Origin of the sequence: Spiroplasma corruscae (assembly GCF_002237575.1) — a bacterium.
GTDB lineage: Bacteria > Bacillota_I > Bacilli_A > Mycoplasmatales > Mycoplasmataceae > Spiroplasma_A > Spiroplasma_A corruscae.
Genome location: NZ_CP022535.1, coordinates 1,082,654 through 1,095,475 on the forward strand (window position 1 = coordinate 1,082,654; position 12,822 = coordinate 1,095,475).

Consider the following 12,822-nt stretch of genomic DNA (forward strand, 5'->3'; position numbering starts at 1 on the left):
TTAAAACTATCTCCTTTTATTTAATTAAAGTTAATATTTCTGGATCGCCTTCTGTTACTAAAATAGTATGCTCAAAATGAGCTGACATACTACCATCTTTTGATAACACTGTTCATTTGTCACCATCTACGACTGTTTTGTCCGTTCCAACTTGAACCATTGGTTCAATACATATTGTCATACCTGGAACTAATCTCATTCCAGTATTTTTTATACCAACATTTGGTATAAAAGGATCTTCATGCATCTCTAACCCAATCCCATGTCCCGAATAACTAGTTGGCAAATGAAAACCATTTTCTTCTATAAAATTTTGAACAGTAGAAGATATAGTTCCGATGCGTACACCGGCTCTTACCTGTTCAATTGCCAAGTAAAGTGACCTTTCAGTCAATTCGACTAATTTTTTGTGTAACTCATTTGATGATGTTCCGCAAATGATAGTAAAAGCACTATCACTATTGTAGCCTTTATAAATGCAACCAGCATCAATAGACACAATGTCACCATCTTTTAAAACTCTATTTTTTGGTATTCCATGTATTAATTGCTCATTTATTGATACACAAATATGTGCAGGATACTCGTAATAACCTTTAAAATTACTTTGACATCCTTTTTCAGTTATGAACTCAATAAAATCTTTATCTAAATCAAGGCAATTCACACCAGGTTTTATCATTTTTTTCAATCTCAATAAAGCTTCTGCTAATACCTGACCAGCGTATTTCATTTTTTCAATTTGTTCGCTATTTTTTATAGTTATTGACATTAAATACCTAGAGCTTCACTTATTATTGCAAACAACTCTTCTGGTCTTTTATTATTAGCATTTATTTTTATTAATCTGTCCTTATAAAATTCAATCAAAGGTTTTGTTTGAGTGTTATAAGTTAATAACCTTTGGTTAACTTTATCTAAAGTATCATCTTCTCTTACGATTAAATTAGTACTGTCAAAATCACATATATTTTCTACTAAGGGTCTTCTTGTAATTTTATGATAACTTCTTTTGCAAGTAGGACAAACTAAACGATTAACAATTCTGTCAAGCAAGACAGAATTGTCAATGTCTAAATATATAACATGACTTAGACTTTTATCGTACGTTCTTAACATAATATCAAGTTCAATGGCTTGATCAATGGTTCTTGGGTAACCATCAAATATAAGATTATCAGATTCACTTTTTAAAAAAACCTGTACCATTTTATTTGTTACATCATCAGGAACTAAATAACCTTGATTTATGTATGACTTTGCCAATAATCCTAACTCTGTTTCACCACTAATGTTTTTTCTAAATAGATCACCAGTAGATAGATGTATAAAAGCTTTCTTATCACAAAGTAGTTCTGATTGAGTACCTTTTCCGCTACCTGGAGCACCTAACATTAATATATTCATTTAATAAACCTCTTTATTATCATATGTGTGAATTATGCTCGTCCACTGTTTTAGTAAATTTATCATCTTTTTTATCTAAGAATGATTGTTGAATTAATCTACCTTTTAATTGTTGAACTGTTTGAATTGCAACTGATATAACTATTATTAAACCAGTACCACCAATTGCTAAACTACTTGGCAGACTGATTAACTTAGATATAATATATGGTAATATGGCGATTCAAGCTAAGAATATTGAACCAAGTATACTTAGCCTATTAACAGTACCTTGAATGAATTTTTCTGTATCTTTACCGGGTTTAATACCTGGTATAAATGTACCTGACTTCTTGAAGTTCTCGGCAATTTTTTCAGGATTAATTTGAACTTGAGCATACAAGAATGTAAATAATATTGTTAACACTCCATATATAGCAATTCCTCATCACGTACCAAAAGAAAGATAAGACTGCGTGAATAGAACAAAGCCATTTTGAGGATTATTTGCACCAATTATTTGTGCTACAGTCATTGGTGTGGATATAATTGCGGATGCGAATATAACTGGTATAACACCGGCATTATTAATTTTTAATGGTAGGTGTGGCGTATGCTCCTTAGTATCAACTAATCCAGAACCAGTTTGTTGAATTGGAATTTTTCTTTCCGCTTCGTTCATCAATACAACTATAAATATAACTAATAAGAATGCTACAACATAAATTATAAACTTAAGAATTCCATCAAATAAAATTGTTGCATCTTCATTTCCTTTTACTCAAAATTGGAATGTTGATTTAAAGTTGTTTGGCATTTGAGCAACTATACCTGCAAAAATTATTATTGATATACCATTACCAATTCCTTTAATAGTTATTTGATCAGCAATTCATAACATTAAGAAAGTACCACCAAGCATAACCATTGGAATTAATAAATAATAAAATCATGATGGTCCTGTACCAAGTTCATTTGTACTTCATTTAGCACTTATTAAACCCTGACTTGATAATGTAAAAATTGTTGCTGTAGATTGCATAACTGCAAATGGTATTGTAAGCACTTTTGTTAATCTATCTAATTTTCTTCTTCCTCTTTCCCCAGATTTATTTCATCTAGTTAAAACAGGGATAACATCAGTTGAAAGTAGTTGGACAATAATTGATGCAGTTATATATGGCGAAACACCAAGTGCAATTATCGAGAATTGACCAATTGAACCTCCCCCTAAAGTTGAAAGTAGTTGAAAAAACTCTTGATTCCCAATACTATTTTGAAAATCAGAACTTAAACTAACACCTGGAACTGTTAATAAAGTCCCAGCTCTAATTATAACTAAAACCAATAAAGTAAAAACGATTCGTTTAATTAGGTCTTTGTTACGAATAAAGAAATTACCCTTAGCGAACTCGTTTTTATTTTTTAATGATTTGGTTCTTTTTTTAACTTTTGCTTTAGTTTTGTTAGCTTTTAATGCCACCTAAATCACCTCTACTGTGCCTCCGGCACTTTTAATTGCCTCTTCGGCACTTTTTGACACTTTATTTACTTTTAAAACGATACCTTTAGATATTTTACCATTACCTAGTACTTTAACTAAAGTTTTTTCATTTTTTATTACTTTTTTTTCAAGCAATGTTTTGTGATTAACTTCTTTAAGACCTAACTGTTCTAGTAAATCTAAATTAATAATTTTGTATTCTTTTCTATTTAAACTAGTAAAACCAACTTTGGGTATTCTTCTAAATAAAGGAGTTTGTCCCCCTTCAAAACCTGGTCTTACACCACCACCTGAACGTGAATTTTGACCTTTGTGACCTCTTGTTGATGTTTTACCTTTTCCAGAAGCATTACCTCTACCAACACGAGTGGCTTTTTGTTTGCTTCCCTCTGTATATTTTAATTCATGTAATTTCATAAAATATCTCCTTTAATTAGTTAGTTTTACTAACTATTTGTTTTTTATCATCAACTTGTTTACCACGTAGTCTTGCAATTTGTTCTGGTGTTTGCATTAATTTTAAACCTTCTAATGTAGCGCGAATCATATTAATTGGTGAGTTTGATCCTAGTGATTTTGTATAAATGTCTGAAATTCCTGCTAATTCAACAACTGCACGAACAGGTCCACCAGCAATAACACCAGTACCCTTTCTAGCAGGTTTAATCATAATTTTACCTGCTCCGAAATGACCAATTGTATCATGAGGAACTGTTGAGTCTGATAATGGTACTCTGATTAGTGATTTTTTAGCTTCTTTAATAGCTTTTTTAATTGCATCAGGTACTTCATTTGCTTTACCAGTTCCTAAACCAACTCTACCTTTTTTATCTCCAATTACAACAACTGCCGCAAATCTAAATCTTCTACCACCCTTTGTAACTTTTGTTACACGGTTAATAGTAACAACTCTTTCTTCAAAAGGATTGTCTTCTTTTCTAAATTTGTTGTCTCTTTTAAATCTGTCTCCGCCTTGTCTTGGGTTTCTTTTAAAATCCCCACCTTGTTGAGTTCTTGGATTAGCGTCTTTTTTAAATTCTTGGTTTTGTGCAGTCTTAGTTTCAACTTCGACTTTTTTTTCTTCTGCCATTTTTACAATCTCCTCTTTTAGAATTTCATACCATTTTCTTTTGCAGAATCCGCAAAAGCTTTTACTTTACCATGGAATAAATACCCACCACGATCGAACACTACACTACTAATTTTTTTAGACTTAGCTTTTTCAGCAATGTCTTTACCAACAGCTTTTGCTGCTTCTAGATTACAACCATTTTTTAAACCTAACTTCATTGAAGATGAAGCTACAAGTGTAATACCTTTTGAATCATCGATAATTTGAGCATAGAAGAATGTATTAGATTTGAAAACATTTAATCTAGGTTTTTCACTTGTACCAGCAACTTTTTTTCTTACTCTGAAGTGTCTTCTTTTTCTTGCTTCTGCTTTTGTGTATTTCATAAAAATCTCCTTAAAGCTGGTTATTATTTACCAGCAGCTTTACCTTGTTTTCTAATAATTTTTTCTTCTCTATATTTTACACCTTTACCTTTATAAGGTTCAGGTCTTCTATATGCTCTAATATCAGCTGCTACTTGACCAACTAATTGTTTGTTTATACCAGCAATTTTAATTTCAGTTGGTTTTGGAATTTCAACTGTTATTCCTTCTGGAATAATATATTCTACTGGGTGTGAAAACCCTAATGATAAATTAATTTTATTTCCTGCAAGAGCTGCACGATAACCAACCCCTACAATATCAAGTTCTTTTAAGAATCCCTTGTGTGTACCAACTAACATACCTTCAAGAAGTGAATTAGTAGTACCATGTAATTGTTTTGTATGCTTAATTTCGTTTACTCTGACTGTTGTTATTTTTTGGTCTTCAACAGTAATTTTTATTAGTGGGCTGAATGATTGTTTTAATTCACCTTTTGGCCCTTTTATAGTTACAACATTATCTTGATCGACGTTTACTTCAACTCCTGCAGGGATTGGTAATACTCTATTTCCTATACGTGACATAAAATATCCCCTTTCCTATCAAATAAATGCAAGCACTTCTCCACCAATGTTTTGTAGGCGCGCTTCTTTATCTGTCATAATACCCTTTGAAGTTGAAACAACAGCAATACCAAGTCCGTTTAAGACGTGAGGTATTTTATGTGCATTTGAATATACTCTAAGTCCTGGTTTTGAGATTCTTTTTAACCCTTTAATAACTCTAATTTTCCCTTTGTATTTTAAAGTAATTGTAATACCTTTTTTAAAATCATCTGCAACTGTAAAGTCTTCAATGAATCCTTCTTGCTTTAAGATATTTGCAATTTCTAATTTCACTCTACTTCCTGGAATAAAGACTTCTTTATGAAAACGTTGGTTTGCATTTCTTATTCTAGTAAGCATATCTGCTATTACATCTGTAGTCATATCTTATAATTTTCCTTTCACTATCATGATGCTTTTTTAACACCAGGGATTTGTCCATCATATGCAAAGTTTCTAAAACATACTCTACATAGATTAAATTTTCTCAAAACAGAATGTGGTCTACCGCAGTGTCCACAACGTGTATACTCTCTAACTTTGAACTTTTGAACTTTAGCTTGTTTAGCTTTTAATGATTTTTTTGCCATATTATAACTCCCTCACTACTTAGCGAAAGGCATTCCTAATTTTTGAATTAGAGTAAATGCATCTTCCTTATTTTTTGCTGTTGTAACTAATGTTATATCCATACCACGAACTTTGCTTACTTTATCGTAATCAATTTCTGGGAATATAATTTGTTCTTTTACACCAAATGTATAATTCCCTTGCTTATCAAAACTTGACTTCGGAACACCTCTAAAGTCCCTTACACGAGGTAAAGCAACATTAATAAGTTTTTGTAAAAACTCATACATCCTTTTTCCTCTTAAAGTGACTTTAGCTCCAATCGGCATACCCTCACGAAGTTTAAATGCTGCTAAAGACTTTTTAGCCTTTGTTACTAATGGTTTTTGTCCAGTTATTAATGATAATTCTTGAACAGCTGTATCAAGTCTCTTTGTATCTTGAACAGCATCTCCGACTCCCATATTAATAACTATTTTACTTACTTTCGGAACTTCCATTAATGATTTATATTGTTTTTCCTTAAATAACTCAGGAACAATCTTTTCTTTATATAAAACTTCTAAGCTATTTCTATTTTCAGTTTTTGCCATTTGATTATCCCCCTTCTATTTAATTTCTACTCCAGATCTCTTAGCAACTCTTACTTTTTTTCCGTCAGTTATTTTGTAACCGACTCTTGTAGTGTTTCCCTTGCTTTTTGGATCTATTAATGCTACGTTTGATATGTTTACTGGAACTGCAATTTCTTTAATTCCACCTTCTTGGTCTGTTTCAGAAGGTTTAACATGTTTTACTCCATTAACACCTTCAACATAAACCTTTGTTTTATCTTTTGATATTTTTTTTATTGGTCCTGTTTTACCCTTATGACTTCCTGAGATAACTTTTACAACGTCACCTTTTAATATTTTTGATTTATTCATAAAAGAACCTCCTATAATACTTCTGGCGCAAGTGATGCGATTTTGTTAAATCCTGCATCCTTTACTTCTCTTGCGATTGGACCAAAAATACGTGTACCTCTTGGGTTTTTATCATCTTTTATTATAACTGCGGCATTTTCTGAGAACTTAATGTATGTACCATCACTTCTTCTCATACCCCTAACAGTTCTAACTATTACAGCTTTTACTACTTGACCTTTTTTAACAGCACCACCTGGTGTTGCTGCTTTTACAGTTGCTACAACAATATCTCCAATATTTGTGAATTTTCTAACACTACCACCTAAATTACGTATTACTAATATTTCTTTAGCTCCTGAGTTGTCTGCGACTTTTAATCTTGATTCATTTTGTATCATAATCTACCTCTTAATTAAATAATTGCTTTTTCAACAACTCTTACCAACCTAAAGTTTTTAGTTTTACTTAATGGTCTTGTTTCCATTATTTCAACTCTATCTCCTAGATGGGCTTGTTGATTTTCATCATGAGCTTTATATTTTTTTGAATACTTAACACGTTTTTTATATATAGGGTGGTTTTTATAAGTTTCAACTAGCACAGTAATAGTTTTGTTCATTTTATCCGAAACAACTTTACCTACGTAAGTTTTTCTAATATTTCTTTCCATAACTAGTTTTCTCCTTTTTTAGACGTTGTTTTTTTTGCAGTTGTTGGTTTATCTGCTGTAGTTTTAACTGTTTTTTTTGCAGCTAATTTTTTGTTAGCTTCTTCAATTTGTTTTTTTGCTTCTTGCGCGTTTGAACCAAATGTATAAGTTTTAGCATTTTTTGGTTTTGCTGAAAGTTTTAAATCAATACCTTCAACATTTTCCGCTTGTACAGTTCCAACTTTTATTGATTTTGTTTTAACATCTTTTAAAGCTGCTTTTCCTTTACCTGTACCCTTAGCTTCAGAAGTATCAATTTGATGTAATTCAATTTCTTCTTCTACAGTTTTTGTTTTAGCTGAAGCTTTACCAGTTTTTTTGGCCGCTTCTTTATTTAGAGCAACTTCAACATTTTCCGCTTTTACAGTAGTTTCTTTTTTAGCGGCAGGTTTTGATTCTGCTTTTACAGTAGTTTCTTTTTTAGCAGCTGGTTTTTTGGTAACTGGTTTTGATTCTGCTTTTACAGTAGTTTCTTTTTTAGCAGCTGGTTTTTTGGTAACTGGTTTTGATTCTGAATCGTCAACGGCTGCATTCATTGCAGCAAGTATTGCGTCCTCAGAAACTTGATTACTATTTTCATTTCCACTTTGTTCTTGCTGTAATTTTTCTAACATTTCACGTTGTTTTTTACGTACTTCTTTACCTGCTTTTTCAGCATTTTCAACAGCTTTTGTATAATCTGGTTTAATAACTATTTGATCAACTTTCTCACCGGATTTTCTTCTCTCAACTAATAGAAGTTCAATCCTTGCTATATCTTTTCTTAAAGCTTTAATTTTGTGAGTTTGTTCTAGACTACCAATTGCAGCTTGAAATTTAAGTGCAAATAATTCAGCACGACGATCTTCACCTAATTTAATTAAATCTTCAACTTTTTTTGTTCTTAATTCCATTACGAAATCTGTGCTTTTTGACATTATTCATCACCTCTTTTTACAATTTTGCAAGTAACAGGAAGTTTATGCATAGCCAATCTTAATGCCTCACGCGCAACTTCTTCTGAAACACCCGCAACTTCAAACATAAATTGACCAGTCTTAACTATTGCTACTCACTCTTCTGGTGAACCTTTACCTGAACCCATACGTACTTCTAAAGGTTTTTTAGTTTTAGCCATATGTGGGAATATTCTAATTCAAACTTTACCGAAACGTTTCATATAACGAGTCATAGCAATACGTGCTGACTCTATTTGTCTTGAAGTAATTCATGCTCCATCTAGTGACATTAAACCATATTCTCCAAAGACAATAGTTTTTCCACCTTTTGCTTTACCTTCGTAACTAACTCTATGAGGTCTACGGTATTTAACTCTTTTAGGCATTAACATAACTTTTTAACCTCCCTTTGAAACTTTCTTAAATGTTCTATTTTCTTCGATAACTTTTGAATCTCTATTACTTTGCATTCCTTTACCAAGAATTTCTCCATGGTTAATTCAAACTTTTACACCAATTTGCCCATATGTAGTTCTTGCCTCATATAGTGCATAATCAATATCACTTCTTAAAGTTGATAATGGTACAGAACCTTCAAGATAACCTTCAGTTCTTGCCATTTCCACCCCACCAAGTCTTCCTGAAACGGCAGTCTTGATTCCTTTTGCTCCCGCTTTTAGAGCTTTTCTAATTGCTAATTTTTGTACAGTCCTAAAACTTGCACGATTTGTTATTTGATCTCCAATAAATTGAGCAACAAGTCTTGCATCAATATCTGGATTTTTTATTTCTATAACTTTTACTTTCACAACAGCTTTTTTGTCGTGAATTGTTTTTTTAACTACTAAAACAATATTTTCAACATTTTTACCTTCTTGACCTAAAACAATTGCTGGGCGAGCTGAACGGATAACTAGAGTAATTTCTTTTTTTGTTCTTTCAATTTCAATCTTTGAAACTGCAGCGTTTTTTAATTTTTTAAGAACAGCACTTCTTATTTTGATGTCTTGGTGTAATCATTTAACATATTCTTTTTTTTCTGCATATCAACGATTATCTCAACTTCTAATAATTCCAATTCTTAAAACATTAGGAGATACTTTTTGTCCCATACTTCTAATTCCCTTCTAGTTCTCATCACTAACTACTATAGTTATGTGACTTGTTCTTTTTAAAATTTCATAAGCTCTACCGTGTGCTCTTGGTCTAAATCTTTTTAATGTTGGTCCTTCGTTAACAAATATTGTTTTAACAAATAACCTATCTGCTTCCATACCGTTATTATTAACAGCATTTGCTACTGCAGAATTTAATAATTTTAATACTGGTTCTGATGATCTTTTATCTTGATTTTGAAGAATAGCGATTGCGTTTGCAATTTTTTTATTTCTGATAGAGTCTGCTACTAGTCTAACTTTTCTTGGTGATATTCTAATCATCGTTAATTTTGCTTTTGCTTCCATGTTGAACTCCTCTTAATGATTATTTTTTCTTTTTCTTGTCATCACCATGTCCACCAAACTTACGTGTTGGTGCAAATTCTCCTAATTTATGACCTACCATATCTTCTGTTACATAAACTGTGATAAATTCTTTTCCGTTGTGAACGCTGAATGTGTGACCTACAAAACTTGGGAAAATAGTTGAACGACGTGATCAAGTTTTAATAGTTTCTTTTTTACCGGTCATCACTTCTACTTTTTTTAATAAGTAACTATCAGCGAATGGACCTTTTTTTAATGATCTAGACATATACTATTCCCTCCTATTTGCTTTCTTTACGTCTTCTAATTATTAATTTTGTTGACGCTTTTTTACTATCACGTGTTTTTACACCCAATGCTTTTTTACCTCAAGGAGTTAAAGGAGCTTTTCTACCAATTGGCGCTTTACCTTCCCCTCCCCCATGTGGGTGATCATTTGGGTTCATAACAGAACCACGTACTGTTGGTCTAATTCCTCTTCAACGGTTTCTTCCAGCTTTACCTCAGTTAACTAAGTTATATTCTTCATTTCCTACTTCACCAATTGTGGCGAAACATTCAGCTAACACTTTTCTAACTTCACCTGAACCTAGTTTTAATGTTACGTATTTTCCGTTTTCATCTTTACCAAGTATTTGAACTTTACTTCCAGCACTTCTTGCAATTTGTCCACCTTTACCAGGTTTTAATTCAACGTTATGAACCAATGTTCCTTCAGGTATATTTTTAAGTGGAGCTGCATTACCTAACTTTATATCTGCATTAATTGATGAAATAATTTCTTGTCCTACTTTCATCCCTTTAGCATATAATACATATCTTTTTTCACCATCAATGTAACTAACAAGACAAATGAATGTGTTTCTGTTAGGATCATATTCAATTGTCTTAATTTTTCCTACAATATCAAGTTTGTTTCTTTTAAAATCAATTATACGATACTTTCTTTTGTGCCCTCCACCTTTATGGCGAGTAGTAATGTGACCCTGGTTATTTCTTCCTGCCTTTTCATTAAGTTTTGAAAGTAATGAACTTTCAGGCTTTGAAGTTGTAAGGATACTATAATCTAAGCTTGTCATATTTCTACGACCGTTAGTCGTTGGCTTATACTTTTTGATTGGCATAATTATCCTCCTTTTATCGCCGAATCTTTAATAAAATAACTTCTATTATTCTTCGTTTAATATATCTAATTTTTCTCCATCTTTTAAAACAATTATTGCTTTTTTATATGAAGCAGTCTTACCAGCATATTTACCCATTCTTTTATCTTTTCCATCATAATTCATGGTTCTTACTGTTTCAACTTTAACATTGAATATTTCTTCAAATGTTTTTTTAATTTGAGTTTTGTTTGCTCTTTTATCAACTACAAATGTATATGAGTTATTTGAATGACCAATGTATGTTTTTTCTGTTAACAAAGGTTTTTTAATTACTTCTGTTAAGTGCATTATGCATACACCTCCTCAATTTTGTTTACAGCTTCTTCTGTAACCAACAACTTAGTTGCATTTAATAAATCAAACAAGTTCATTTTTTGAAAATCTAATGTTTTTACGCCTTGTAGGTTCCCAGCAGATCTAACAACTACATCTTCGTGTTCTCTTGTAACAATTAATGTTTTTTCGTTCACTGCTTTTAAATTTGTCATTACTTCTATCATTCCTTTAGTTGAAGGTTTCTCGAAGCTAAATTTATCTAGAATAATTAAGTTATTTTCTTTTGCTTTAATACTTAGAGCACTTTTAATAGCTAATCTTCTAATTTTTTTATTAACTGCTTTTTTATAGTTAACATTTGGTGATGGACCAAATACTATTCCCCCACCTCTTCATTGAGGTGCTCTAATTGAACCTTGACGGGCACGTCCTGTACCTTTTTGTCTTCAAGGTTTTCTTCCTCCACCACTTACTTCTGCTCTTGTTTTAGTTTTTTTAGTACCTTGTCTTAATGCTGCTTGTTGTGAGATCAATGTGTCATATAAGGCTTGATTGTGAGGTTCAATAGCTCAAACACTATCATTTAAGTTAATGTCTTTTACTGAAGCACCTTTAATATCTAATACTTTTGCTTTCATAATAACTTACTCCTTTATTAGGCAATAACTTCGTCAGCTTCTTTTTTTGGTGAACTATTAGATGATTGTCTATTTAGTAACACTGAAGCCTCTGCTGCTTTTTTACCTTTTGCATTTTCTCTTATCACAACAAAACTTTTTCTTGGCCCTGGTACTGAACCTTTAACTAAAACAACATTTTTATCTGTATCAATTTTTATTATTTCTAAATTTTGGATTGTAACTTGCTCGTGTCCTAAATGTCCAGCCATTTTTTTAGATTTGAATATTCTATTAATAATAGCTCCCATAGACCCAATCCCACGGTGATAACCTGATCCGTGTCCCATTGGTCCTCTTGCATAGTTATGTCTTTTGATAGCACCCGCAAATCCTTTACCTTTAGATATACCTGTAACGTCCACAAACTGACCTGAAGTAAATAAATCTTCTATCTTTACTTGTGAACCAATTTCATATCCGTCCATATCTCGAATTTCTTTAACGAAGCGCTTAGGTTCTGAGTTAATTTTTTTAAATTGACCCATGTCTGGTTTGTTTAATAAGTTAGCTCTCTTTTTAACACATGCTAGCTTAAGTGCTTTATACCCATCTTTTTCGACTGTTTTAGCTTGTAAAACAACATTTGGTTCTACTTCAATAACAGTTACAGGGATTAACTTACCACTTTCGCTAAAAATTTGTGTCATTTCTAACTTACGTCCTAAGATTCCTTTCATGTTGATATTTCCTCCTGAATTTTTATCATGTATACCTTGTTATGCCTATAGTTTTATTTCTATATTTACACCTGTTGGTAATTGCACTCTTGTTAATGAGTCCATAGTTTTTGGTGTAGGTTCAACAATTTCTAGTATTCTTTTATGTGTTCTCATTTCAAATTGTTCTCTACTATCTTTGTATTTGTGAGTAGCTCTTAAAATTGTAATGATTTGTTTTTCTGTTGGTAAAGGTATTGGACCACGAACTTGTGCTCCAGTTGATTCTGCAACCTCAATAATTTTTGCAATTGATTGATCAATAATTGCGTGATCATACCCTTTTAACTTAATTTTAATTTTCTGTTGGGCCATTTTTCCTCCTAAGTATCTAACAACTTTTCTCAGTGTGTTGTCTATTTTGAACACAAAATATACATGCTTTTTGATTATTACATATTAAATGTACCAATTCAAGTATTTTATACAAAAAAATAAGT

General features: G+C 31.7%; 22 protein-coding genes and 1 pseudogene. All 23 read right to left on the reverse strand.

Annotated features, from left to right (window positions below; translation table 4 throughout):
• Positions 1 to 16: 16 nt before the first annotated feature.
• Positions 17 to 772: a type I methionyl aminopeptidase gene (map, locus tag SCORR_RS04740; protein ID WP_094049655.1), complete on the reverse strand. Its 756-nt coding sequence runs from the start codon at positions 770 to 772 to the stop codon at positions 17 to 19.
• Positions 772 to 1,407, reverse strand: a complete 636-nt coding sequence (locus tag SCORR_RS04745; RefSeq protein WP_094049657.1) for an adenylate kinase family protein — start codon at positions 1,405 to 1,407, stop codon at positions 772 to 774. The genes map and SCORR_RS04745 overlap by 1 nt, the downstream gene beginning before the upstream one ends.
• 16 nt (positions 1,408 to 1,423) lie before the next feature.
• Complete coding sequence (gene secY / locus SCORR_RS04750) at positions 1,424 to 2,869, reverse strand: preprotein translocase subunit SecY (protein ID WP_169709048.1); 1,446 nt, start codon at positions 2,867 to 2,869, stop codon at positions 1,424 to 1,426.
• On the reverse strand, positions 2,870 to 3,307 hold the full coding sequence (gene rplO, locus SCORR_RS04755; RefSeq protein ID WP_094049659.1) for a 50S ribosomal protein L15: 438 nt from the start codon (positions 3,305 to 3,307) through the stop codon (positions 2,870 to 2,872).
• Positions 3,308 to 3,323: 16 nt separating this feature from the next.
• Positions 3,324 to 3,980: a 30S ribosomal protein S5 gene (gene rpsE / locus SCORR_RS04760; protein WP_094049661.1), complete on the reverse strand. Its 657-nt coding sequence runs from the start codon at positions 3,978 to 3,980 to the stop codon at positions 3,324 to 3,326.
• Between the two features lie 17 nt (positions 3,981 to 3,997).
• Positions 3,998 to 4,348 (reverse strand): 50S ribosomal protein L18, encoded by a 351-nt coding sequence (rplR, locus tag SCORR_RS04765; RefSeq protein ID WP_094049663.1) that lies wholly within the window; start codon positions 4,346 to 4,348, stop codon positions 3,998 to 4,000.
• Positions 4,349 to 4,371: 23 nt separating this feature from the next.
• On the reverse strand, positions 4,372 to 4,914 hold the full coding sequence (rplF, locus tag SCORR_RS04770; RefSeq protein WP_094049665.1) for a 50S ribosomal protein L6: 543 nt from the start codon (positions 4,912 to 4,914) through the stop codon (positions 4,372 to 4,374).
• A gap of 15 nt (positions 4,915 to 4,929) precedes the next feature.
• Positions 4,930 to 5,319, reverse strand: a complete 390-nt coding sequence (rpsH, locus tag SCORR_RS04775; protein WP_094049667.1) for a 30S ribosomal protein S8 — start codon at positions 5,317 to 5,319, stop codon at positions 4,930 to 4,932.
• Between the two features lie 20 nt (positions 5,320 to 5,339).
• Entirely contained in the window at positions 5,340 to 5,525 is a 186-nt protein-coding gene (locus tag SCORR_RS04780; protein WP_094049669.1) for a type Z 30S ribosomal protein S14, read from the reverse strand.
• A gap of 15 nt (positions 5,526 to 5,540) precedes the next feature.
• Positions 5,541 to 6,098, reverse strand: coding sequence for a 50S ribosomal protein L5 (gene rplE / locus SCORR_RS04785; RefSeq protein ID WP_094049671.1), 558 nt, complete (start codon positions 6,096 to 6,098; stop codon positions 5,541 to 5,543).
• Positions 6,099 to 6,113: 15 nt separating this feature from the next.
• Complete coding sequence (gene rplX / locus SCORR_RS04790) at positions 6,114 to 6,431, reverse strand: 50S ribosomal protein L24 (protein WP_094049673.1); 318 nt, start codon at positions 6,429 to 6,431, stop codon at positions 6,114 to 6,116.
• Positions 6,432 to 6,442: 11 nt separating this feature from the next.
• Positions 6,443 to 6,811 carry a 50S ribosomal protein L14 gene (gene rplN / locus SCORR_RS04795; protein WP_094049675.1) on the reverse strand — a complete coding sequence of 123 codons (369 nt, stop codon included), beginning with the start codon at positions 6,809 to 6,811 and terminating at the stop codon, positions 6,443 to 6,445.
• A 14-nt stretch (positions 6,812 to 6,825) separates the two neighbouring features.
• Complete coding sequence (gene rpsQ, locus SCORR_RS04800) at positions 6,826 to 7,083, reverse strand: 30S ribosomal protein S17 (RefSeq protein WP_094049677.1); 258 nt, start codon at positions 7,081 to 7,083, stop codon at positions 6,826 to 6,828.
• 506 nt (positions 7,084 to 7,589) lie between these two features.
• Positions 7,590 to 8,039, reverse strand: a pseudogene (gene rpmC / locus SCORR_RS05605) (50S ribosomal protein L29); the annotation flags it as partial.
• On the reverse strand, positions 8,039 to 8,452 hold the full coding sequence (gene rplP, locus SCORR_RS04810) for a 50S ribosomal protein L16 (protein WP_094049681.1): 414 nt from the start codon (positions 8,450 to 8,452) through the stop codon (positions 8,039 to 8,041). The gene rplP and the pseudogene rpmC, both read right to left, overlap by 1 nt.
• 6 nt (positions 8,453 to 8,458) lie before the next feature.
• Positions 8,459 to 9,172 carry a 30S ribosomal protein S3 gene (gene rpsC / locus SCORR_RS04815; protein ID WP_094049683.1) on the reverse strand — a complete coding sequence of 238 codons (714 nt, stop codon included), beginning with the start codon at positions 9,170 to 9,172 and terminating at the stop codon, positions 8,459 to 8,461.
• 15 nt (positions 9,173 to 9,187) lie between these two features.
• Positions 9,188 to 9,523, reverse strand: coding sequence for a 50S ribosomal protein L22 (rplV, locus tag SCORR_RS04820; RefSeq protein ID WP_094049685.1), 336 nt, complete (start codon positions 9,521 to 9,523; stop codon positions 9,188 to 9,190).
• 19 nt (positions 9,524 to 9,542) lie between these two features.
• Entirely contained in the window at positions 9,543 to 9,812 is a 270-nt protein-coding gene (gene rpsS / locus SCORR_RS04825; RefSeq protein ID WP_094049687.1) for a 30S ribosomal protein S19, read from the reverse strand.
• 13 nt (positions 9,813 to 9,825) lie between these two features.
• Positions 9,826 to 10,668, reverse strand: coding sequence for a 50S ribosomal protein L2 (gene rplB / locus SCORR_RS04830; RefSeq protein ID WP_094049691.1), 843 nt, complete (start codon positions 10,666 to 10,668; stop codon positions 9,826 to 9,828).
• A 45-nt stretch (positions 10,669 to 10,713) separates the two neighbouring features.
• Positions 10,714 to 10,998, reverse strand: coding sequence for a 50S ribosomal protein L23 (gene rplW, locus SCORR_RS04835; RefSeq protein ID WP_094049696.1), 285 nt, complete (start codon positions 10,996 to 10,998; stop codon positions 10,714 to 10,716).
• Positions 10,998 to 11,624 carry a 50S ribosomal protein L4 gene (rplD, locus tag SCORR_RS04840; protein WP_094049698.1) on the reverse strand — a complete coding sequence of 209 codons (627 nt, stop codon included), beginning with the start codon at positions 11,622 to 11,624 and terminating at the stop codon, positions 10,998 to 11,000. The genes rplW and rplD overlap by 1 nt, the downstream gene beginning before the upstream one ends.
• Before the next feature lie 17 nt (positions 11,625 to 11,641).
• A complete protein-coding gene (gene rplC, locus SCORR_RS04845) occupies positions 11,642 to 12,343 on the reverse strand; it encodes a 50S ribosomal protein L3 (protein WP_094049700.1) in 702 nt (233 codons plus the stop codon).
• A gap of 45 nt (positions 12,344 to 12,388) precedes the next feature.
• Positions 12,389 to 12,697, reverse strand: coding sequence for a 30S ribosomal protein S10 (gene rpsJ, locus SCORR_RS04850; RefSeq protein ID WP_094049702.1), 309 nt, complete (start codon positions 12,695 to 12,697; stop codon positions 12,389 to 12,391).
• Positions 12,698 to 12,822 lie beyond the last annotated feature (125 nt).